The following is a 24,116-nucleotide window of genomic DNA, read 5'->3' as shown; positions in this document are numbered from 1 at the left end:
CCTTTACTTTTTATTACCTTTTTTATTTCTGAATTAAATCTCAATTTATGTTTATTTGTACTATAATTATAACTTTTATACATCTGTATAATCTTCAATATCTATAACAATATTACTCTCTTGTTTTGGCTCTTCAAGTATTTTGCCTATCTCTATAGTTAAATTCAACCCATCAAAATTACCTTTTATTTTTTTAATATCCGAATTAGGAACATAAAATTTCTTTTCTACAAATTTGCTTTCCATAAAAGACATATAAAATCCCGTGCCATAACTTTCCTTGCTACTTCTCACAAAAGTTCCTATGGTTATATTATCATTATCATAATCTATACTTATTTGATTTTTTATAGCTCCCGGAAGCCTACATAGAATTATATATTTATCTCCATAATCATCTAATTTGAAAAATATATCATTATCCGTAATTTTTTTTTCTTCATTATAATTTTCTAATTCCCTCATCATTTTACCTATAAAATTGATTTCTATATATTTTATTATTTAAGAATGTTAGAAGTTACTATTAAATTTAATTCTAGTTTTATTGAGAAAATATTCATAAAGTGGTATATTTGTTTAGAATAGAATAAATTGAAACATTGTATAGGATAAAAACTATAAATTAGTTTAATTATAGATTTTTTAAACTACCAAGATGAAGGAGAAAAGTCAATGAAACAAAAGAAAATATTAGCTACTTTAGCTGTTGTTGGTACGATCTGTGCCTCTCACAACATAGCCACTTCGAATAATATACATAGTGGAAAAAAAGTAACTAAATTAAACAAAAAATTATTAGTTAAAGATTCAAAAAAAAATACGGATTCTAACTCCTTAAATGATAAGGATAAAATTGATGTTTCCCACTTAGATACTACCGGAAAAATAAATTCATCATCTGATACTGTATATGTTAGAAATACACCTAAAGATTCAAGTATGATTTTAGGAAAATTAAAAAACACTAGTACTGTTCATATAACTGGAAAGTCTAATGATTGGTATAAAATTAAATTTAATGGTGGGCATGGCTTTGTTCATTCTAGTTCTATAACTCCACAACAAGACAATAATCACCCTAAAGATAATCCTAAAGCAGTTTCTTTTTTAGCAACTTCTAGAACTGGAACTGTTTATAATCTTTATCAAGGTGTATCCTTACATGTTCGTTCCGGAGCTGGTTTAACTTATAGTATTATTGGTGATTTACATAACGGTGATACTGTTAATATTATAAATCAAATAGGTAATTGGTATGAAATAAACTATAATGGTCAAATTGCTTATGTTTATGCTTCTTATATCAATACAAATTCTACTTCAAACAATAATTCTTCTAATAGTTCTACACCTACATCTACTGGAACTGTTTGTAACTTAAGTAATGGTGTCTATCTTCATGTACGTACAGGCCCTAGCCTTGATAACAGTATAATAGCTTATTTAAGTGAAGGTGATACTGTTAATATTATCAAAGAAGTAAATGGTTGGGATGAAATAGAATACAATGGACAAATTGCTTATGTCTATGCTGCCTATGTAAATTCTAACAATAACAATAACAATAATAATTCAACAAACTCTATCCCTGCCACTCAATATACGGGAACTGTTTGTAATTTAAGTAATGGTGTTTATCTTCATGTTAGAACAGGCCCTAGCCTTGATAATGAAATAATTGCTTACTTAAATGAAGGTGATACTGTTAACATTATTAAAGAAGTTAATGGTTGGTATGAAATAAACTATAATGGACAAATTGCTTATGTTTATAGTGCTTATGTAAATCCTAATAACAACAATAATGATAATAGCAATAGTACTCAAACAAACCCTATTCCTGCTACTAAATACACCGGAACTGTTTGTAACCTAAATCCTGGTGTTGTTCTTCATGTTAGAAGTGGTGCTGGACTTAACTATAATATTATTGCTGACCTTACTGAAGGTACTACTGTTAATATCATTAAAGAAGTTAATGGTTGGTATGAAATAAACTATAATGGACAAATTGCTTATGTTTATGGCGCTTATATAAATACTAATAACAATAATGATAATAGCAATAGTAATCAAACAAGCTCTGTTCCTGCTACTAAATACACTGGAACTGTTTGTAACCTAAATCCTGGTGTTGTTCTTCATGTTAGAAGTGGTGCTGGACTTAACTATAATATTATTGCTGACCTTACTGAAGGTACTACTGTTAATATTATTAAAGAAGTTAATGGTTGGTATGAAATAAACTATAATGGACAAGTCGCTTATGTTTATGGTGCTTATGTAAATCCTAATAATAATAGCAGCAATAACAATGGAAATAGTAATCAAACAAGTTCTATTCCTCCTACTAAGTACACAGGAACTGTTTGTAATTTAAGCAATGGTGTTTATCTTCATGTTAGAACAGGTCCTAGCCTTGATAATAAAATAATCGCTTACTTAAATGAAGGAACTACTGTTAACATTATTAAAGAAGTTAATGGTTGGTATGAAATAAACTATAACGGACAAATTGCTTATGTTTATGCCTACTATGTTTCTCCTAATAATAGCAATAACAGTAATAATAACAGTAATAATAACGGAAATAGTAGTAATAATTCTACTAATTCTATCCCTGCCACTAAATATACAGGAACTGTTTGTAACCTAAATCCTGGTGTTGTTCTTCATGTTAGAAGTGGTGCTGGACTTAACTATAATATTATTGCTGACCTTACCGAAGGTGCTACAGTTAATATCATAAAAGAAGTTAATGGTTGGTATGAAATAAATTATAATGGTCAAATTGCTTATGTTTATGGTGCTTATGTAAGTCCTAATAACAGCAATAACAATAACAATAACAGTAATAATAATGGAAATAGTAATCAAACAAATTCTATTCCTGCTACTAAGTACACAGGAACTGTTTGTAATTTAAGTAATGGGGTTTATCTTCATGTCAGAACAGGCCCTAGCCTTGATAATGAAATAATTGCTTACTTAAACGAAGGTGACACTGTTAATATTATTAAAGAGGTTAATGGTTGGTATGAAATAAACTATAATGGACAAGTTGCTTATGTTTATGCTTACTATGTTTCTCCTAATAATAACAGCAGTAACAATAGTAGTAATAATAATTCTGACAATAGTTCTTCATCCAATAATAACTATTATCATTTACATTTTGGTAAAAATAGTACTGTTATTACAACTAAATACCCAGGCACATTACAACAATATATAAATGCTCAATATAACAATTGGCCTTATTATTCAGAATCTGAGTATAGAAACTATATAAATCCTGCAACAGCTAATAATATCTATCAATTTTTAACTGTTAATACTTTTAGAAATATAAATGTTAATAAACTTAATAATGCATTAAATGGTGATGGCGTATTAAGTGGTCAAGGACAAGCTTTTTATGATGCTGCTAAAGAATTTAATCTAGATCCTTTATACTTTGTTGCTCAATGTTTATTAGAAACTGGAAGAGGTACTAGCTATCTTGCAAGTGGTGTTACTATAACTCAAATAGCTAATACTAACGCACCTATTTATTCAAATGGAGTTTTAGTTGGATATCAAATGATTCCTCTATCAAGTCCAGTAACTGTATATAATTTATTTGGAATAGGAGCTTATGATAATACTTCTGCTTTCCCTAATAGAGCACTAATTTTAGGTACTACTTATGCCTATAATCATGGCTGGACATCTGTATCAAGTGCTATAGCAGGAGCTGCACAATTTATATCTAATTCATATATTCATAGTAGTTTCAATCAAATAACTCCTTATGAACTTAGATATAACCCTGTATTAAGTAATATATGGCATCAATATGCTACTACTGCTTGGTATGGCTCAACAATGGGTGAACTTATAAAGAGCCTTAGCTATATATATAGCGAAGGAGATAAATTCACATTTAATGTTCCTACTTTTAACAACTAATAATTATTAAATAAACTAAAAAAAGGTGCTGTATCAAATCAGCACCTTAATTTATATTACTTTTATAAACGGAGATTTAATTCAGGTGAAGTTTTGACTCCATCTGAATGCTTTGTCACAGTTATCTAGAAGCGTGAGGCTGTTTATCTCCTACTTATAAAAGATAGGAGTATTACAGCCTCTAGCTATCAGATAAATATATTTTTTTCATCTGCCGAGATAGCTATATAGGTACAAAATACTGTGACCATTGAACTAGTACTAGAAGCTCTTTATTTTTGAACAATAGTTTCGTAAGTGACTATCTAAATCTTGATTTAGTCATAGGAACTTACTCAGCGAGCAATGCGAGTCGAGTTTCCTTTTAAAAGAAGCTCAGTGCTAAAGTCACTGAGTAACTTCCAGTTACCAAATCATAGATTTGGACTGTCAGTCAAACAAAGTGAGTTTGGAAATTTTAGAAACTGTTGTAGAAAAAATATTAGAGTTTCTTTACGTAAGTGAGTGGGCACAAATGATGAACCTATATATCTAAATAAAAGGCAGAGAGGATGTATCTGTAATTTGATACATCCTCGTTTTTTATAAATAAAGCTTTAGCTCTATCTTAATTAAGTCTCAGTTTTCTAAATCAACTTCATTTCAACTAAAGCATTATAGATTCCATCATTAGCTACATCATCAGTAGTCTTATATGCCTGTTTTAATAAATTTTCATGGCTTCCACCCATTGCTATCCCATATTGAACAAGTTCAAACATCTCAATGTCATTTTCACCATCACCAAAAGCATAAGTTTTTTCCTTTGGAATATCTATAGCCTTTAGTAAAGCTTCTATTCCATAAGCTTTTGTGTAACCCTTTCTATACATATCATAGGAATTTTTTCCTGGATGTTGCATAAATATAAAATCATCTTTATATTTTTCACATATCTTTTGGAAACTTTCTGTTCCATTATCTATAACAATTAATTTATTTACTGATATAGGCCCTTCCCAACTATCTTGAATTTTTTCTATAGGCAAAGAAAAAGTTCTAACTAAAGTTCCTACTCTATCATCTAATTTAGTTGATATATAACTATAGGCTTGTCCCTCTAATATATAATCAATTTTTTCTTTCCCACAAAAATCTATTATATCATCAACTATCTCTTGTTTAACTTCTTCATTTAATATGACCTTATTATTAAGTTCTATATAAGTTCCATTTGAAGTTATATAGCCACTAACACCTAATTCCTTTAATTCGTCACTTAAAAAGCTCATAGGTCTTCCTGTAGCTATTAATGTTAAATAACCATTTTCCTTTAATCTTCTTATTGCTTCTTTTGTTTTTTCTGTAGGTTTTTCAATGCCCTTCCAACAATCTACAAGGGTTCCATCTACGTCAAAAAATACTATTCCTTTTATATCTTTCAAAGTTTCCACCTCATTTTATCTGCTAACTAGTGCCTATAAATACTCTATAATTTTGAGATAAACAGACACATGTTCCTAGATAACTTTCACTAAATTTAAGTAAGTTTTTAACTCTAACTAAATTAAGTTTCAGTTTACCTAGCTTTAAATTCTTTCTTAATAGTAATTCTATCATACTTTTTTATTTATTTTCTACAACCTTAATTTAAGTTTAAATTAAGAAATATTAACCTAATCTACTTTATTCATAAATCCTTTAAATATTACAAAAATGAAAGCTTAAAGAAAGCTTCTTAAATATCACTTTAACTCTAATCTTAATATAATAAAAGTATAAAGAATAACAAATCTCAAGGAGGAACTTAACTATGAAAAAAGTACTATTTATATTAGAGGCTATTGCTACAGGAACTTTTGGATTTTATATAAATAGTGAAGAAATACACTAAAACAATTTTTACCAAGGAGGAAATTTAAATGAATAAACTTATTTTAATATTAAATGCTATTATTACAGGAATTTTTGGTTTCTATTTAAATAGTGAAGAAACTTTTTAAAAGCTAACTTTAGAGGTGATTTTTATGAAAAATATATATTTAATTTTGGAGGCTCTTAGCTGTGGACTTTTTGGATACTACATCAAATAAAATAAATATCTCTATTTTATTAAGAAAAATAATAATATAAAAAAGGATTTATGCTTATAAAAAACATAAATCCTTTTTTGTTTGTTACCTTCTATTTTTACGTCTGAAAACTTCTCCTATACCTAACATTCCTATGATAGAAGCTAAAGTAACCAAGTCTTCTATATTAGAGCCTAGCTCTCCACCTACTCCTGTATTAGGTAAATTTTTATCATTAACAATATTAATTGACACATCTTTGTTTTTCAAATCTGATTTTGTAAGATTATCTTTTCCAATTTTTTCTCCATTAACAGTTATACTAGATACTTTATAACCCTTTGGTATAACTAATTGTGGATCATTTTCATTTACTATTTTACTTGAAACAATATTACCATCTTTTCCTATAATATTTATTCTTACAGAAGCTGTTTTAGGAGTTAATGTTATTGTCTTATATTTAGTACTTCCTGTAGTAGCATTTACATCAATATTCTTATCATTATATCCCTTTAAAGCTACTTTTATATGATTAATTCCTTGAGTTGTTCCTACAGTAATTTCTCCACTATCATTAGTTTTTTCTTCTTTCCCATTAACTATTATAGTTTTATTTTTTAACAGTCCATTATCATCATTTACTGTTATTATAACTTTGCCCGTTACTGGTGCTAAGGAAATTATTCCTGTTGCCTTTCCATTTGGATCTAACTTAACTGAAGTTTGTCCATTAGTATAACCTTCATCTGAAGCTGTTGCGCTTATTTCTCCTGGTTTAACATCACTTACTTGTACTTCCCCATTTGAGTTTGTATGCAATGTTTGTCCATCTATATTTACTGTTGCTCCTGATAATACTTTTCCTGTTTGACTATCAATTACTTTTACTACAGCATTACCATATCTTTCTAAATTATAAATTACAGTTATCTTCGAGTTTCCTATACTTGTTGGATCTAAGCCTCCTGAAACAACTTTTCTATTCTTTTCAATAATAATACTCTTAACTTCATATCCCTTTGGAATATCTGCTTTTTGTATACTAGTTCCTACTTCTCCCGTAAAACTATCTTCCTTTATTACTTTTCCATCACTATCAACAAATTTTCTATTTACAGTCCCTAAATTTATTATTATATCGCCCTTTCCTATAACAAAGTATGGTAATATATTAGTTTGAGGACTTTTTAAACTTGGTATTGCATAGCTCTCATCACTTCCTGATATTGGTCCCATTCCAGGCAGTGTCTTAATTAATTTCCCACCTTTATATAAATTAATGTAAGAATAAGAATTATCTCTTTTAATAAATATGTCTCCATTACTATTTGCAGTTACTGTCTTATTCTGTGATTCTGGATATGCATCTATATTATAAGTTTCTCCAGGTTCTAGACCACTTACTTTAGTTACTTCATAATTTAACATATTTATAGCTTTATTTTTTACTACAATTGGTTCTGTACATCCCTGGACAGAAATAATTATATTTTTCTTTCCCAATAAAGTTTGACCTTCTTCTAATTGAGAAACTGGGACTACTCCCTGAGAAAGTATTCCTCCCCCAATAAAATTCCCACTATCATCAGTTACTGCAATCGTTTTTCCACTTACAGGTACTCCATTTAAATTAAACTTTATATTTTGTAAATCAGTATAAGCTTTCCCATTTCCAGCCATAATTATAGTATCTGAATCATTTATTGTATTTGAAATATCATCATTGTTACTCTGAATCAATAACTTTTGGTTTTTTATCTTTAATTCCTTACTTTGTGAATTATTATTTTCATTTAAATCTATATGAGCATTAGTTCCTACTGCCATTGCTGCTGTTGTAGCAACTACTAATGCTAATAACTTCTTATTAAAAGGCATTTTCCCTTACTCCTTTGCTTTTGTTTATAAACTAAGACTTAATTTAGCTAGGATTTTGACCCTAGCTAAACTTTAGTACTCCTTATCTGAGAATGTATATTTGTTTATCTCCAACTTATAGAAGATTGGAGTATTACAAACATTAGACATCAGATAGATGAAATTTCTTCTTATCTAGTTGTGTCTAATTTTTAAGCTTATATTATCTTACTCTTTTAAAATAATTATTACAATAATATATTTTTCTCCTTTTTAGTACCTGAACATCAAAAAATTTACTATTTAATCCATATCCTTTTCTTTAATTGCCTTTTTATTATTTATTTAAATATTTTTTATTATATTTCTATTTTTTTATCCATTTTAATTTTATTTTCATATATTTTTTTAGAAATAAATAAAAAAGAGATTAGTTTTGTATTTTAAAAAATATTTTAATATAATTAAAATTTATTTAAAATTTTACTAAATATATATTTGTATTCTAATTTATTATCAATATGATAATACTTATATTAAGATTTATTATTATTATATAAATTTTTAAAGATTATATGATAATTAAAAAAACATATATTTTAATACAAAAATAAATTAATTTAAAAATATAAAAAACCATGATAAAATAATTAATGCTATCTTATCACGGTTTTTAAAAATACTAACTTTTATTTAATTCATTTATAGTTTCTCCAATAATCCTTATTCCTTCTTCTATTTCCTCAAAGCTTAGTCTCGAAAATCCAAGCCTTAATGTATTATCTCCAGAACCATCCACATAAAATATATCCCCCGGCATAAATATAACAGACTTTTTATAGCATCCCTCTAATAATTCCCTAGAATTAATTCCTTTTAATCCTACAAATACATGGAATCCCCCTTCGCCCATTAAAAACTCTACATCCATATATTTTTCTATACATTTTATAACAAACTCATATTTATCTTTATAATGCTTTCTTATTTTTTTTATGTGCTTTTCTAAAGCTCCTCTTTTTAAATACTCATATAGTATACCTTGATCTAAAAATGATGTGTGTATATTCTTACATCTCTTAACACTAGTTAATATATCTATAACTTTTTTATCAGCAATTACCCAACCAATTCTCATTCCTGGAAAAAGTATTTTAGAAAAACTCCCTATATAAATAACTCCATTACTCTTTCCATCAAGAGCTGCTATTGGACTTATATGAGATGACTCATATAAAAGTTCTTCATTAAAGCCATCTTCAATTAAAGGGATGTTACTTTCTTTTAATATGTTATAAAGTTCATATCTCTTCCCTGGTCTCATAACAATCCCTGTTGGATTATGATAAGATGGTGTAATATATGCAAATTTTATATCATTATCTTTTATTTTTTCCTTTAAATCTTCTAAATTTATTCCATCTTTGTCCATCTTCACCCCAATAATATTAATTCCATGAACTTTCATCATTTTTATTGCAGTATTATGGGTTGGATTCTCACAAATAATTTTATCTCCTTCATTGGTAAAGCTGTCTAAAACTATTTCTAAACCTTCAGTAAATCCATTTGTAATTAATACTTCTTTTTGAGAAATATCCACTCCCTTTTCTTTCATATAACTTAAAAGATATTCTATTAGCGGCTTATAACCATTGGCATACCCATAATTCAAAATTTTATCTTCCTCTATAGATAATCTATCTAAAAATGCCTTTTTAAATTCATCCATATCAAATAATTCACCTGGTGGCGCTATACTTTTAAATGATATTAATCCTTTACTCCATGGTATTTCCGACTTCACTATATCTAATTCATCTGCTCTTTTAGCATATTTATTTATTTTATTACCCCAATTCACTTGCCAAGATTCATTACTTTTTAATGTTTCTTTGATATCATTGCTTACAAAAGTACCCTTACCTTTTTGTGTATAAACAATCCCATCAGCTTCTAAATTTTCATAGGCTAAAACAACAGAATTTCTACTAACTTTTATTCTATTACTTAAATCTCTAGTTGATGGCAGTTTACTTCCCTTTGGCATAAGCCCCTTGCCTATCATGTCTTTTATATGAGCTTCTATTTGAAGATATATAGGTTCCTGTTCATTGAATTTTAAATTAGAAAAAATCAAGTATATCACCTCTATCTGAATTATATTTTTAATAAATCCTAAATATTCTTGTATCCTTCTTTTCACTTGATGACCCTGTCTGTAATCCTTCAATTTCTACTCTTTATAAATAAACAGACATAGCTCCCTAGATAACTTTCACTAAAATTAAAACTCTATCTTAAATTTAATGTTAGTTTATATTTCTTATGTGAAATTTTAATTCTAGCTTAATTATATCAAATTTTTTCTCTAAACATTCTTCATAATATAAAACAATGGAGTTGTTTCTTAAAAACAACTCCATTGTTTTATATGACTTATAAATGACTATTTTTGAGAATATTTCTCTCTTTGCAGTGTTACTTTTACGATTTTAATTCTCAAATTTATATAACATATAGCTATATAAGTGACAAACTACTTTTACTTTATACAAATAGGCAAATTTCATATAAAATAAATTTTATTCATACATTAAACATTATTCATAATACATTTACAATTATATAGTTTCATATCTTTAAAAAAAAGAACCACTTAATAGTTATTTTTTCTATTAAGTGGTCCGCGTTGTTGTTTGTTGTTTGTTATTTCGTATATTTTCTATATTGAGGTATTACTTTTGTACATTACAAATTAATATTTCTTATTTGTTCTCTTCGTACATTTTAGCTTCTACATCTATAAATACTTTTGCTATTTCTCCATAAGCTTTTTCCCAAGCTTCCATTATCTCATCTGTAGCAGCATCACCTAATATAGTTTTTATAGCTTTTAATAATTGTTCTCCAACTATTGGATAATGTTCAGGTTTAACTTTTGTATTTACATGTACTTGACCTATTTTTTTAACTGCTGGTAACATAACTTCTAAATTATCTATGTTTTGTGCAGCTGCTAAAACAGCCATAGCTAAAGCTTTAGGTTGTTCACCTGATTTTTGTTTTCCCATGTCAAACATTGTTTTTATTTCTGGGTGTGCTTCAAATAAACTTTTGTAAAATTCTTTTGTTATTTCAACACCATGTTCTTTTAACACAGGAACTGTACTTTTTACTATATCTCTTGTTTTTTGATCTAGCATAATACAATCTCCTTCTATATAAAGTATTAAATAATAATTATTCTTAAATAATATTAACTTTGCGTTGATATTATATTAACATAAAAAAATAAAATGTGCAAGTAAAATACTCTTTTTATTTTAATTTGTATTTTAAAGAAAATAACTTATAATATAAAAAAGAATTAAATTCTTTAGTAGGGAGGCTTTTTGAATGCAATTATCAAAATTTACAGATTACTCATTCAGAGCTTTAATATATTTAGCTGAAAATGAAAATAAATTATGTACTATAGATGAAATAGCTAAAGATTTAAATATTTCTGAACATCACTTAAAAAAAATAATAAATAAACTAGCTAAAACTGAGTATATTATATCTATAAAAGGACGAAATGGTGGATTAAAGCTTGGTACGTCACCTTCTTTAATAAATCTTGGGAGCATATTAAAAATAACAGAAGATAATTTAAACTTAGTAGAATGTTTTGGTGAAAATAACAATTGCTCCTTTTGTAAAGGGAATATTTGCAAATTAAGTCCTATAATTTCATCTTCCTTAGATAAATTTTTTCAAGAATTCTCTAAATATACTTTAGCTGATATAATTTAAAAAAGATATGTATAAATATAGAGGATGTATCAAATTGCAGATACATCCTCTCTGCCTTTTATTTAGCTATATAGCTATCTCGGCAGATAAAAAAATATATTTATAAAAGTAATATAAATTAAGGTGCTGATAGAATCAACTTCAAATAATTTATTTCTTCAAAATCCTTAATAGAATTATAATCTATAATTTTGCTTTCCAAATCAGCATTGTCTTTTTCTAAAAAATCTACATTGTAATTTTCATTTTCACCATTTTTCCTCTTCAGAACTTCTAAAATTATAGAATTACTCTTTTCACTATTTTCATTAATAAAAAATACATCGCTTACTTCTTCTAATTTCCCTAAACTAAACTCATGAACTGGCACTAATTTCTCAGCTTCTAATTTAAATAAAGTATATGTCTTCTGATTAATACTATCTTTAGGTCCAATTAAAAACATAGAGTTCTCTTCAAAAACTTTATAAACTTTATCAGTATAAAATTGTTCCGCTCCTATAATATTTCCTGAATCTTTTTGGCAATCATATATAAACATTAATTTCTGATCCATACTCCCTGACTTATTATAAAGTACTATTTTGTCTTCAATAGAATATGTGACTAACTCTCTCTTATCATATAAATTAAAAAAGCTTTGAATTTCCTTAAAGTCACCATTCTTCTTTAATTCTATCTCTTCTCCATCAAATATTAATTCTTCTACTGTTCCAGAAGCTCCTATAACAAAAAATTTATTATTTTTCTTATTATAAGCTATTCTCTTTTTCTCCTTAAAATCCTCTAAAGTTTTATTTTTCTCCTTATTCTTATCCCCATATAATATATATTCCTTTTTCTCTTCCCTATCTATAAGTACTATATCACTTATTGCTCCTTGTTCAATATTTCCCTCTGTCTTATTAACAAAAAACACAGATACCATATACCTTCTTTCTGAGTCAATAAAGTTTGTTGAAGGATAATATCCATCCTCTATTTTCTTTCTATATTTTTCACTAAATTTATATAATATTTCTTCACTAGGTTCTTTTCCTAACTCCCCTATTCCAAGTTCCCCCTTTTCGTTATATCCAATAGTTCCTAGAAGGCCATAATCTTTATAATCTCCTAAATTTTCCCTACTAAGAAGTTGATTTAACTCATCTATGGTTATATCTCTTATAATATTTTCACCCTTTACATCTACTATAGCTCTTTCACCAAAGCTTACTTTTCCCTTACTATCCATTTTAAATAATTTATTTTCTAATACCCTATAATAATTATCTTTTAATTTTTTATTCTCTCCTATATTCTTTTTTATAACATTATTATTAGAGTCTACAAGGGTTCTAACTACACCATAAATATATCCATTTTCTGAATATAAACTTTGAAAAATTTGATTTTCTTCAATTCCCTCATAGTCCATATATCTTTCTTCTTTTATATTAAAATCCCTCTCCTTTGTAGTATTTTCTAAAAAAACACCTTCCTTCGTCTTTGAACATCCAACTAAAGTCATAGAAAGAAGTAAAGTAGCTACAACATAAATATTTTTATTGACCATAAGTACCTCCCCATATTCACCATTAATATTTTAAAATTATTAAAATCCCTTTATTACTGAAAGTATTTATCTGATAGCTAGAGATTGTATTGCTCCTATCTTTTATAAGTAGGAGATAAATAGCCTCACGCTTCTATATAACACCCACTAAGCACTAAGCATTCAGCTGCAGTCAAAAATCCATCTAAATTAAGTCTACATTTATTAAAAGAGAAATAACTCTGATAAAACTAAGATAAAAAAACACTCCCCTCTATAACTTTCTCATCCCCATAACTTTCTTATAAAAGACTTTTCTCTTATATAATAAAAACTTCCAGTTAATATATTCTATATAAATATATTAACTGGAAGTTATTACAAAATAGTTATAAAACTTCTTGTTTTTTAAATTTAATGAATTTTTTTAGGAAAGAGTAGTTAAGAAGTCCCTTCTTTCTTAGCTACTCTTTATATACTGAATAAAATCCAATATACTTTCAATCTTATTTTTTCTTAAACAACTTTTAAATACTATATACTAAATTATAATCTTATTAGTCCTATTGATTATGTCTTGCTTTATATAATTTTCTCCAACAAAAATAACCATATATTGCACTAGTACCAAATTGGATCCATACTAAAGCACCTGATAAATCATTTACTGAAACTGTTCCTGATTTTATCATTGATTCTATAAATAATATTACCCCTAAGTTTGATAGGAACCAGAAGTACCATTGCTCTAAGTATCTTTTTGATGTTAACCATACTGCATAGATTGTCATTACTGCTGTAAATGAATCCATTATATATGATGGGTCTGATGAAATATTCATATTAAATAAAAGTTTAAATATAGCTGGTAATTCAATTAAGAAATATGCGTAAACTACCCAAGCTATTGCTAAACCTATAATTGAAAAAATCCAATGTTTTGCTGTAAATCTTTCAACATCAATTTCACCATGTGTGCTTGTTTGAATGTTTCTTTTCCAAGCTATAAATCCTATTATCTCAAGAGGTAATAAGAAAATTATATTTTGAATAAATTGTCCATATAAAGCTCCATGTAAAGCTACTATAGCATAAGTTATAGTGTTTAATATCCACCAAAAATAACAACTTAAGCTTGCTCTAGCTTGATATATACATGTAAAAATTCCTGAAATAGTAGATATAAGCCCAATAATCCCTATTACTGTAAATACACTACAGAAAGAACCTTGTCCCATAAGTACCAGTTGAAAGAATGATAATATACCTGTTATTAAGAAAAATATAAGAAAGAATTTTTGGAATGGTGTAAGTACCTTGTAAAAATTCATAAATTTAATCCAACTCTTTCTCTTTAGTTTTTTATATAAAATTCATAATACTCTAGAAATAAAATGTTTTTTACTTGTGCTTATTTCAATTAAAATCAAAATTTTTTATAGTTTTTCTCATTATTTAATTAAAATAAACTATAATTTATCGATAAATGTATAAATAAAATTTTATATTGTTTTTTTAATTTTAACAACCTTTCAAAATCAAAAATATAAATTTTCTTTTTTCTTTTCTATTTTTTTAATAATTTAATATAATGTAAACATTTTTATTTCTTATATTTCTAATTAAATTAAATAATTTTAATCTTATTGTGTGTATGTTTCTTTTTTGTAAACTTTTTATAAATTTTATTTTAACTCGCTCGATTATACTATAAATACATAATAAATTAACTCATCTAATAACTAAAATTAGATTCAATTTTTGCTGATTTTAACTTAAACTTAACTTTATTTTGGAGGTATAACAATATGAGTTTAGCTAATATTTGCATTTATTGTGCAGAACTAATTATTTTAATATATTTTATTTATTCAGTTATAAGATATTTCATATTCGAACTATAATTTAAAGTAACTGTCCTATAATACTACTTATTATGTATAAAAGGCAGCTACTTTATCAATTTACTAATCTAGATGATTAAATTAATTATCTTCCAATTTAATTTTTCCTTACTAACCAGGATAAGAAATCTAAAAAATTATTTTATACACTAATTAACTATCTTCTTCTCAATTCTCTTTTTAAAAACTTATCATTAAATTAATATTGATTATTAAATTTATTAATTTAAATAAAAAATTTATTATACCAAAGAATAAAAACGTTTTCACGGAAATATTATAAAGTATAGAAATAGAGTTAATTCTATTTAAACTAAATCTAAATTTATAAACATTTTGTGAGGTAAAAAGCATGGGAAAAGTATTGAAAACTATACTATCTATAGTTGTTACATCATTAATTTTCATTGGTTGTACTAGTAACACATCATCTAAAATCAGTGATTCAAAAGATAAAAAAGAAGTAAAAAAAATTCTTTGGGAACAAGGTGGAACACTAGAAGCACAAAAAGGTTATAATAAAAATATTGGTACTGCTGGTATACTTGCTGGTAAATCAAATGGATTTATTATTGTCGGTGGTGGGGCAAACTTTCCAGAAGAATCAGTCTTAAATGGTGGAAAAAAAGTATTATATCCCGATATTTATGTATTAAAACCTGAGGATGGAAAATTAACTCAAGTAAATCACACAACTTTAGACTATGAAATTGGTTATGGAAATTCAATAACTAGTGATGAAGGAATTTATTACATTGGTGGAAGTTCTAATGAAAAAGAAGCTGATAATGTTATCCTTATTACAGCTGATGATAATGGTGAAATAAGCAAAAAACATATAGGGGATTTACCTTTCACTCTTGCTGATGGAATTTCAGTAAAACATGATAAATTTATATATACTGGCCTTGGAAAACAAAATGGAACAGCAACTAATAAGTTTTATAAATTTGATACCGAAAGTGGTAAAATAGAACAATTAGCAGACATTCCAGGTGAATCTACTAGAAATCAAGCTGTAGCTCAAGTACTAGGTGATAACATTTATATCTTTAGTGGCGGTGACAAAGTTGCTTATACAGATGGATATAAATATAATATAAAAAATAACTCATGGAGTAAAATTGCTGATGTAAAGATTGGAAATGAAGAAATTTCCCTTCTTGGAGTAAATTCCGTTAAATTAGACGAAGAAAAAATGCTTGTTATAGGTGGATTTAATAAAAAAATTTATGATAATGCAGTAGATAAATTAGGTTCTTTAAAAGATAAAGAATTAGCTGATTTTAGAGAAGCTTATTTTGGAGCAGATCCTTTTGAATTCAACTGGAATAAACAAATTTTAATATATAATTCTAAAACTAATCAGTGGACAAGTGTAGGTGAAATACCTTTCAATGCCCCTTGTGGAGAAGGCCTAGTTATTGAAGGTGATAATATATATTCAATAAATGGAGAAATTAAACCAGGTACAAGAACAAATCAAATTTATTCAGGAACTCTAATTTACAAATAATATTAAAGAGAGAATATATCAAAATTACTGATATATCCTCTCTTTTACTACTTTAAACTATCTTTTAACTTGATTATTAAATAATTCATTGACTTTTATATAAGGATTTCTATAACGCTTAACTCCTTGTGAAGTCTTCTTATATTCTATAGCTTCCTTAGGACACCATTGAACACAAGCAAAACAAAATTGACAATTACTTAATTTCCACTTTGGTTTTCCATTATTAATCTCAATATTATTTGCAGGACATACTTTACTGCATATTTTACAACTAATACATTTATCATTGACTATGAATCCTTTATCTAATGGAAATTTTTTAGAAAGACCATTTATAGCATTATAATTAAGTTTATTAATAAAGCTCTTAGCCTTATTTTTCTTATAATCTACACCATCACCATTAGAAATACTCCTAGTAATATATTTAATTTTTTCCTCTTCTTCCTTAAAAAAAACTTCCTTTTCTTCATCAGTAATAATATGATCCTTTGCTGGCATATTGTGAGGCATTCTTATTGAAAAACTCCCATTCAATTTAAAATCTTTTACTTTTAAAACTTTATCAATCTGTTCAAAAGTAATACCTTCACCATTCTTGTCTCCATGAGTAACCACTGTGAAAATATAAGGATTACTAGATTCTATTTTCAATGCTTTTATAAAATTTTCTGCTAATTTTGGTATTCCTCCAAAAATTATCGGTGCTACAAATCCGATTCTATGAGCTTTTGTACTTATTTTTTGATTTAATTTATCTTCATTTATTTTCACTAATTCAACCTCATCAAAAAATGCTCTTAAGTCTTTAGCAACCTTAAGACTATTCCCCGTTCCTGAAAAATAATATATGACAGTTCTCATAACTTCTCCTCCTAATAATATTAAATAACTAATGCCACTTAATACTGTATTTAAAAATACTTTTAAAGTACCTTCTTCTGTTGTGAACTTATTGATATATAAAATAAAAATCAAATTTACCTCATATCTAGTAGCTGTAATACTCTAATCTTCTATAAGCTTACAATAAACAAATACAGAAATCTAGATAACTTCTTCTTAAATTCTTTTTTTAATATATTCCTACTCTTATCTTATTAGCTCTTAATCTTTTATCCATAAATAAAAGCACTATATATTTTTTCATTTTCTGAGATAGTTATATAGCTAGAAAAAAGAATAGAGGATATATCAGTAATTTGATACATCCTCTGATTTAAGTCTTAGTTTATAAGCTTCAACTAAAATTTATCTAAGCAGTAACATTCTTTTCTGCTTGTTTTTCTATATAATTATGTATTCTAACCTTATTCTTCTTAACAATAAAAAGAAGCACTACATATAAAATTATTATTGCTGAAATTATTATTGGATTCTTAGTTAAAAAGCCTAAGAACATTAATCCTGCAATAGGTTGAGCCATCATATTAAAACTTGTTATCATAACAGTACCAACTGGTAATGCTACTCCTGCTGCAATGGCTGCTTCAGTATATATTGGAGCTATTGCTGAACACATGTAAAGTCCTATTGAATACCAAATTCCCGCAACAATAATAACCTTTAACATATTCCCTCTAGTCATTGCTACTAAAGCTTCAACCATAAATGGTAATGAAACTAAGTCTACCATAGGCAAAGTTTTATTTCCTGGTAGTATTAAAGCCATAAGAACCATTATAGGAATTAAAAGTGTTCCTGATATAAGAGTTGCTGGCTCTCCATAACCTGTAGCATCATCAACTCCTATGTACCACTCTCTATTTTTACTTTTATCTTTATCTAGTCTTTTATTAACTACTTCTGCCATTGGTGCAAAAGCTTTTCCAAAGATTTCTGCAACTTTAGGAAATATAATCATAAGTGCTGCTAAAACTATTCCAAGCTTTGTTATTTGTCCCCAAGCTACCATAGTATTTAATCTCTTTAAGTTTCCTAATATTCCTATAAACATTCCAAGTATAAGACCTATAGTACCAGGTTCACCAAATACACCTAATTTATCCTTTAATTTCTCTGGATTAAATTTAAGTTTATGAAATCCTAACTTATTAAATATTGGATCTAAAACATAAAGCAATAAAGTTACTTCTGTATTATGCATAGATATAATTGTGCAGTTAGGGTAATTATAATACTTAGACCAACTTTTACATATAACTTCAATATTAAGTACATTATATAAAAGTATAACTATCATAAATAACATTGATAACCAAATATTTTTTGTTGCTATATATAACATTGATCCCCAAATCATATAGGTATAATTAAGCCATAAATCTGAAGGTAAAAATATGTTAGTAAATTTACTTGCAAAAAGTATTAATTGTATTATTATTGCAAAAGCAAAGAATATAAGTCCTATTTTGCTTGAATAAGCTATTATGGCACTAGTTTGCCATCCTAAATCTAAAACTGGTAAGTTTATTCCTGTTGAATTAACCATTTGTTTAATAACAGGCATAATTATAGGCGTAAATGCTCCAATTAAAAGCATAAATCCTTGTAAACCAACCCCTGCATATAACCCTGAAAGAAAGGACTTTTTATTATCCATTCTTAAAAACTTACATATTACAAATATGACTACAGGTAAAAATACAGGAGCACCGAATACACTAAAAAACTCCTTTATCTCTTGTAAAATCATTTCTCCTCCTCATTAGTTCCTATTTTTCTGATAAGTTTACTCAACATTATATCATAATAACATTTTTTCCTCATAAAGAAAATATTATACTCAAAATTTTTATAGATAAATTTTATTAATAAAAAATTATTTACTCAAAAAAAGAAGAATGTTATCTAAGTTGAACTAACATTCTCCTTTGAAACACTCTTCTTTAACTTTTATCCTATAAACTTTTGAAGTATTCCCATATCCATCGCTATTAATTCTTCAGCACTTTTACCAGCAACTGATTTCATATGTCCAGCTAGTCCCATTTTTTGTCCTGGGTTTAACTCATCTTCACTTTTAACTGATGCACTCTTTAAGAACACTTCTTTATGTAATTCTAAAACTTCTTCTAATGAAGCATTATTGTTTTTAGCAGTTTCAAACTTAGCATACATTTCTTTGTATACCTCTTTCATTGCATCCATATTTGTTTTATCTTCTTTATGTTTATCTGCTACAACTCCGTATACAGCATCTACTTTGTTTTGTATATTTTTATCCATATCGTTAACTAATCTTAGAAACTTCTTATTGTTTTAAACCTCTAAGACTTCCTCCTTCTACTTTTAATATACTCCATGACCTTAGGTAAAGCTCAAGGAAATTTTTAAAATTATCTAAAACTTTTTTACTTTTTCATCATTTCTTCAAGAGTATGCCAAGCAAGAACTGCACACTTAACTCTAGCAGGCATATTTGAAATATTTTGAAGAACCATAGCATCTTCTAAAACTTCAAGTTCCTCTTCATCATTTATTTCTCTCTTAATCATAGCTATAAATATTTCTACAAGATCTTTTGCTTCATTTTTTGATTTACCCTTTACAAGGTCTATCATCATAGAAGTTGAAGCTTGAGAAATAGCACATCCCTTTCCTGTGAAAGCTATATCTTCTATAATATCTCCATTATATTTAAGTTTTATTTCTATTTCATCTCCACAGCTTGGATTATGCCCTTTTTCACATACATCACAGCTTTCAAGCTCTCTTCTATTTCTTTTTGACATATTATGTTCCATTATAAGTTCTGTATAAATCTCATTTAAATCCAAAATAATCACATCCACTTCTTAAACATCTCATAAATTTTTTCAAGCCCTTCTACAAGCTTATCAACATCTTCTCTAGTATTATAAAAATAAAAACTTGCTCTTGTTGTTGAATTTACTCCATAGAATCTCATTAGAGGTTGCGCACAATGGTTCCCTGCTCTAACTGCTATATTATAATTATCTAATATACTTGATACATCATGTGGATGAACTCCATCCATCTCAAAGGATATTACCCCTTCCTTTTTATCAATATCACTTGTACCATAGATTTTAATATAAGGTAGCTTCTTTAATTTTTCCATTGCATAGCCTATTAAATCTTTTTCTATTCTTTCGACGTTGTCCATACCTATTTCTTCAAGATAATCTATAGCTGCTGCAAGTCCCGCTGCCGCTCCTACATTTTGAGTACCGCCTTCAAATTTTGCTGGAAGTGGTGCAAATGTAGCAGTATCCTCATAAACATATTCAACCATATCTCCACCAAAGGTATATGGTGGCATATCATTTAAAATAGCTTCTTTCCCATATAAAACGCCTATTCCCATAGGTCCTAACATTTTATGTCCTGAAAACACCATAAAGTCAGCATCAAGTTCTTTAACATTAACTTTACTATGAGGAACCATTTGAGCTCCATCTATAATAACTTTTGCTCCATTATTATGAGCAACTTCTATAATTTTTTCTATAGGATTTCTTATACCTAATACATTTGAAACACCTGTAACACTTACAAGTTTAGTTTTGTTAGTTATTTTAGAATTAATTTCATCCTCTGTTAATTCACCATTTTCATTAACATATAAGTATTTAAGCACAGCCTTTTTAGCTCTTGCAACATTTTGCCAAGGAATAAGGTTAGAATGATGTTCAGCTATAGAAATTACAATTTCATCACCTTCTTCTATAAAGTTCATTCCAAAACTCATAGCTAGAAGATTAAATGCCTCTGTTGAATTTTTAGTAAATATTATTTCTTGAGGTTTTTCAGCCCCTATAAACTTTCTTACCTTTTCTCTTGCACCTTCATAAACTTCTGTTGCTTTAATACTAAGTTTGTATGCTCCTCTATGAGGATTAGCATTTTCTTCTTTATAGTATTTTTCAACTGCTTCAATAACAGAATTAGGCTTTTGTGTTGTTGCTCCACTATCTAAATAAATAATTCTCTTCCCATCTTTTTCTCTTAAAGTAGGAAAATCTTCATAAAAATTTCTATCTATCATACTAACCTCCCTTTCTTAATAACCCTATGCTAAAACTTCTTTAATATAAGAAACAATTTCATTTTCAATATGCTCAGATCCGATTTTATCTATTATTGGATTAAAAGCAGCATTTATAATTAAAATTCTTGCTTCTTCATAAGAAATTCCTCTACTCATAAGATAGAATAATTTATTTTCATCAATTGTTCCTGATGCAGCAGCATGTTCTCCCGATACATCTTCTTCTTCACAAAGTAAAAGTGGCACTGATCTTGATCTTGCCTTTTCAGAAAGTAACATACAATACTCTTCTTCTGCACCCTTACTTTTCTTAGCTCCTTTTTTGAAATCTAAAGTTCCTTTAAAGTTTTTAAGAGCTTTATCTTTTAAAGCACCTTTAACATTAATATTTGTGTTAACTTTCTCACCTTTAATAGTCATTACATAGTTCATATCTATTTTTTCATTATCTGAACCAACATATATAGCACTTGCATCAGCCTTTGATTTATTTCCATTTAATATAGCTTCATAGTTAGTAACTGTGCTATTTCCTCCAAGGTCAATTCCTATAAAATCAACTGTAGCATTTTCTCCTACCTCTGACATATTAGAATCAAAGTTTTTAATATTCTTTCCTAATAAATTAACCTTAGAAACTTTTATATTTGCATTATCCTTTGCAAAAACTCTTAAAACACCATTATGGTATCCATCTAAATCCTTATCTGATGAATATTTAATAATTATGTTAGCCTTAGAATCTTTACCTGCAACTATAACTATGTTATCTACTAAAGTGTTATTATTACTGTCCATGTTGAAATTTAAAACAATATTTTCTTTTACATCAATATTATCTGCAATTTCTAAAACAATTCCATTAGTAAAGTTTTTATCTACTTCTTCTAAAAGTTCCTTAGAAACTCCATATTTTAAATCTTTTAAAAGTTCACTATTATGTTCTAAACTTTTAATTTCTACTCCATTTTCTTTTAATGGTTCTATGTTAAAATTATTAAATTCATTTATTTTAAATTCACTTATATTAAGTGAAATATCATTAACTTCTTGTATTACTGCTGTTCTAACAGGTATTTTATTTAAATTATCAAATCTCATTATCCTATACTCCCTTCAAGTTCAAGAGTAATTAAATTATTCATCTCAACTGCATACTCAAGTGGTAATTCTTTTGATATAGGTTCAACAAATCCCCTAACTATCATTGCTTTCGCTTCTTCTTCACTTATACCTCTACTCATTAAATAGAATATTGCCTCATCACTAATTTTTCCTATTTTAGCTTCGTGACTCATTTCTACCTTATCAGTAGCCATATCAATAACTGGTATAGTATCTGATTTTGATAAATCATCAAGCATTAATGATTCACAAGAAACTGTAGATTTTGATCCTTCAGCACCTGGTGTAACTTTAACTAAACCTCTATAAGTTGCAATTCCACCATCCTTTGAAATAGACTTTGAATTTATTGTAGAAGATGTATTTTTAGCAGCATGAATAACCTTTGCACCAGTGTCTAAATCTTGTCCTGCACCAGCAAAAGATACTCCTGTAAATTCTGACTTAGCATTTTCACCTCTTAATACACTTGTTGGATAAAGCATAGAAACCTTTGAACCAAAGGAACCTGATACCCATTCAATTGTTCCATCTTTATCTACTAAAGCTTTTTTAGTATTAAGATTCATCATATTCTTTGACCAGTTCTCTATAGTAGAATATCTAAGTTTTGCTCCCTCTTTTACAAATAACTCTACACATCCTGCATGTAAGTTAGTTAAATTATACTTAGGAGCTGAACATCCCTCTATAAAATGTAGACTGGCTCCCTTTTCTACAATAATCATAGTATGTTCAAATTGTCCTGCTCCAGGTGAATTTAATCTAAAGTATGATTGAAGTGGTATATCAACATGAACTCCTTCTGGTACATATACAAAAGAACCTCCTGACCAAACAGCTCCATGAAGTGCTGCAAATTTATGATCATGGACAGGTACACAAGTCATAAAATATTCTCTTACAATATCTTCGTGTTCTTTTAAAGCTGTTTCCATATCTGTATAAATAACACCTTGCTCTACAAGTTCTTTCTTTATACTATGGTAAACTACCTCTGAATCATATTGAGCTCCAACCCCTGCTAAAGATTCTTTCTCAGCTTCTGGTATTCCTAAAAGATCAAAAGTATTTTTAATTTCTTCTGGAACTTCATCCCATGATTCTGCAAGCTTTCCTTTTGGTTTAACATAAGCTACTATGTTATCCATATTAAGAGCTGATAAATCTGGTCCCCAAGTTGGTAAATCTATTTCATTGTAAACTTCAAGAGCATTTAATCTAAAATCTCTCATCCATTCTGGTTCATTTTTCTCTCTTGAAATAGTTTCAACTATTTCTCTTGTAAGTCCTCTATCTGTTTTATAACTAAATTCATCTTTGTTCTTTATATCGTAAATTCCTCTATTCATTTCTTGAATTTGAGTTCTTTTTTTATTGTCTTCCATTAATGTAC

At 27.5% G+C, this 24,116-nt stretch carries 17 protein-coding genes; 3 read left to right on the top strand and 14 right to left on the bottom strand.

Annotation, left to right across the window (positions count from 1 at the left end):
- Window positions 1-75: 75 nt before the first annotated feature.
- Complete coding sequence (locus tag ARA19_RS03280) at window positions 76-465, bottom strand: Hsp20/alpha crystallin family protein (protein ID WP_055069516.1); 390 nt, start codon at window positions 463-465, stop codon at window positions 76-78.
- Window positions 466-675: 210 nt separating this feature from the next.
- On the opposite strand from ARA19_RS03280, the gene ARA19_RS03275 reads away from it, so the two are divergent.
- Window positions 676-3,954, top strand: coding sequence for an SH3 domain-containing protein (locus ARA19_RS03275; protein WP_055069515.1), 3,279 nt, complete (start codon window positions 676-678; stop codon window positions 3,952-3,954).
- A 626-nt stretch (window positions 3,955-4,580) separates the two neighbouring features.
- Here the strand turns inward: ARA19_RS03275 and ARA19_RS03270 are convergent.
- The 4 genes from ARA19_RS03270 to ARA19_RS03255 all read right to left on the bottom strand — a co-directional run bounded on the left by ARA19_RS03270 (window position 4,581) and on the right by ARA19_RS03255 (window position 11,071).
- Window positions 4,581-5,387 (bottom strand): HAD family hydrolase, encoded by an 807-nt coding sequence (locus ARA19_RS03270; protein WP_242862381.1) that lies wholly within the window; start codon window positions 5,385-5,387, stop codon window positions 4,581-4,583.
- 723 nt (window positions 5,388-6,110) lie between these two features.
- The gene (locus ARA19_RS03265; RefSeq protein WP_055069513.1) at window positions 6,111-7,886 is read right to left on the bottom strand and encodes a carboxypeptidase regulatory-like domain-containing protein; all 1,776 of its coding nucleotides are present in this window, start codon (window positions 7,884-7,886) and stop codon (window positions 6,111-6,113) included.
- Between the two features lie 661 nt (window positions 7,887-8,547).
- Window positions 8,548-10,002, bottom strand: a complete 1,455-nt coding sequence (gene pdxR / locus ARA19_RS03260; protein ID WP_278321668.1) for a MocR-like pyridoxine biosynthesis transcription factor PdxR — start codon at window positions 10,000-10,002, stop codon at window positions 8,548-8,550.
- A 631-nt stretch (window positions 10,003-10,633) separates the two neighbouring features.
- Window positions 10,634-11,071, bottom strand: coding sequence for a globin domain-containing protein (locus tag ARA19_RS03255; RefSeq protein ID WP_055069511.1), 438 nt, complete (start codon window positions 11,069-11,071; stop codon window positions 10,634-10,636).
- Window positions 11,072-11,264: 193 nt separating this feature from the next.
- Between ARA19_RS03255 and ARA19_RS03250 the strand changes: the two genes are divergently transcribed.
- Window positions 11,265-11,663 carry an RrF2 family transcriptional regulator gene (locus tag ARA19_RS03250; protein WP_055069510.1) on the top strand — a complete coding sequence of 133 codons (399 nt, stop codon included), beginning with the start codon at window positions 11,265-11,267 and terminating at the stop codon, window positions 11,661-11,663.
- 118 nt (window positions 11,664-11,781) lie between these two features.
- On the opposite strand, the gene ARA19_RS03245 is transcribed toward ARA19_RS03250, so the two are convergent.
- Window positions 11,782-13,218 (bottom strand): hypothetical protein, encoded by a 1,437-nt coding sequence (locus tag ARA19_RS03245; RefSeq protein WP_055069509.1) that lies wholly within the window; start codon window positions 13,216-13,218, stop codon window positions 11,782-11,784.
- Between the two features lie 542 nt (window positions 13,219-13,760).
- Window positions 13,761-14,528, bottom strand: coding sequence for a nicotinamide riboside transporter PnuC (gene pnuC, locus ARA19_RS03240; RefSeq protein ID WP_055069508.1), 768 nt, complete (start codon window positions 14,526-14,528; stop codon window positions 13,761-13,763).
- A gap of 925 nt (window positions 14,529-15,453) precedes the next feature.
- Between pnuC and ARA19_RS03235 the strand changes: the two genes are divergently transcribed.
- Window positions 15,454-16,617 (top strand): cyclically-permuted mutarotase family protein, encoded by a 1,164-nt coding sequence (locus ARA19_RS03235; RefSeq protein WP_055069507.1) that lies wholly within the window; start codon window positions 15,454-15,456, stop codon window positions 16,615-16,617.
- Window positions 16,618-16,674: 57 nt separating this feature from the next.
- On the opposite strand, the gene ARA19_RS03230 is transcribed toward ARA19_RS03235, so the two are convergent.
- The 7 genes from ARA19_RS03230 to sufB all read right to left on the bottom strand — a co-directional run bounded on the left by ARA19_RS03230 (window position 16,675) and on the right by sufB (window position 24,108).
- Entirely contained in the window at window positions 16,675-17,598 is a 924-nt protein-coding gene (locus ARA19_RS03230; RefSeq protein ID WP_055069506.1) for an EFR1 family ferrodoxin, read from the bottom strand.
- 277 nt (window positions 17,599-17,875) lie between these two features.
- Window positions 17,876-19,276, bottom strand: a complete 1,401-nt coding sequence (locus ARA19_RS03225; RefSeq protein ID WP_055069505.1) for a PTS galactitol transporter subunit IIC — start codon at window positions 19,274-19,276, stop codon at window positions 17,876-17,878.
- Window positions 19,277-19,476: 200 nt separating this feature from the next.
- The gene (locus ARA19_RS03220) at window positions 19,477-19,809 is read right to left on the bottom strand and encodes a hypothetical protein (protein ID WP_055069504.1); all 333 of its coding nucleotides are present in this window, start codon (window positions 19,807-19,809) and stop codon (window positions 19,477-19,479) included.
- Window positions 19,810-19,934: 125 nt separating this feature from the next.
- On the bottom strand, window positions 19,935-20,360 hold the full coding sequence (gene sufU / locus ARA19_RS03215) for a Fe-S cluster assembly sulfur transfer protein SufU (protein ID WP_055069503.1): 426 nt from the start codon (window positions 20,358-20,360) through the stop codon (window positions 19,935-19,937).
- 5 nt (window positions 20,361-20,365) lie between these two features.
- Entirely contained in the window at window positions 20,366-21,592 is a 1,227-nt protein-coding gene (locus ARA19_RS03210) for a cysteine desulfurase (RefSeq protein ID WP_055069502.1), read from the bottom strand.
- A 24-nt stretch (window positions 21,593-21,616) separates the two neighbouring features.
- Entirely contained in the window at window positions 21,617-22,696 is a 1,080-nt protein-coding gene (sufD, locus tag ARA19_RS03205) for a Fe-S cluster assembly protein SufD (protein ID WP_055069501.1), read from the bottom strand.
- Window positions 22,696-24,108 carry a Fe-S cluster assembly protein SufB gene (gene sufB / locus ARA19_RS03200; protein WP_055069500.1) on the bottom strand — a complete coding sequence of 471 codons (1,413 nt, stop codon included), beginning with the start codon at window positions 24,106-24,108 and terminating at the stop codon, window positions 22,696-22,698. Before sufB ends, sufD begins: the two co-directional genes overlap by 1 nt.
- Between the last annotated feature and the right edge of the window lie 8 nt (window positions 24,109-24,116).

It is taken from the genome of Clostridium massiliamazoniense (assembly GCF_001403635.1).
Classification (GTDB): domain Bacteria; phylum Bacillota; class Clostridia; order Clostridiales; family Clostridiaceae; genus Sarcina; species Sarcina massiliamazoniense.
The sequence above is the reverse complement of the archived record's forward strand: the minus strand, read 5'-3'. Positions and strand labels throughout refer to the sequence as shown.

Excerpts from the sequence above, each read along its gene's own strand:
- ARA19_RS03280 (WP_055069516.1), bottom strand. The coding sequence starts at position 465 with ATGAGGGAATTAGAAAATTATAATGAAGAAAAAAAAATTACGGATAAT.
- ARA19_RS03275 (WP_055069515.1), top strand. The coding sequence starts at position 676 with ATGAAACAAAAGAAAATATTAGCTACTTTAGCTGTTGTTGGTACGATC.
- ARA19_RS03265 (WP_055069513.1), bottom strand. The coding sequence starts at position 7,886 with ATGCCTTTTAATAAGAAGTTATTAGCATTAGTAGTTGCTACAACAGCA.
- ARA19_RS03255 (WP_055069511.1), bottom strand. The coding sequence starts at position 11,071 with ATGCTAGATCAAAAAACAAGAGATATAGTAAAAAGTACAGTTCCTGTG.
- ARA19_RS03250 (WP_055069510.1), top strand. The coding sequence starts at position 11,265 with ATGCAATTATCAAAATTTACAGATTACTCATTCAGAGCTTTAATATAT.
- ARA19_RS03245 (WP_055069509.1), bottom strand. The coding sequence starts at position 13,218 with ATGGTCAATAAAAATATTTATGTTGTAGCTACTTTACTTCTTTCTATG.
- pnuC (WP_055069508.1), bottom strand. The coding sequence starts at position 14,528 with ATGAATTTTTACAAGGTACTTACACCATTCCAAAAATTCTTTCTTATA.
- ARA19_RS03235 (WP_055069507.1), top strand. The coding sequence starts at position 15,454 with ATGGGAAAAGTATTGAAAACTATACTATCTATAGTTGTTACATCATTA.
- ARA19_RS03225 (WP_055069505.1), bottom strand. The coding sequence starts at position 19,276 with ATGATTTTACAAGAGATAAAGGAGTTTTTTAGTGTATTCGGTGCTCCT.
- ARA19_RS03220 (WP_055069504.1), bottom strand. The coding sequence starts at position 19,809 with ATGGATAAAAATATACAAAACAAAGTAGATGCTGTATACGGAGTTGTA.
- ARA19_RS03210 (WP_055069502.1), bottom strand. The coding sequence starts at position 21,592 with ATGATAGATAGAAATTTTTATGAAGATTTTCCTACTTTAAGAGAAAAA.
- sufD (WP_055069501.1), bottom strand. The coding sequence starts at position 22,696 with ATGAGATTTGATAATTTAAATAAAATACCTGTTAGAACAGCAGTAATA.
- sufB (WP_055069500.1), bottom strand. The coding sequence starts at position 24,108 with ATGGAAGACAATAAAAAAAGAACTCAAATTCAAGAAATGAATAGAGGA.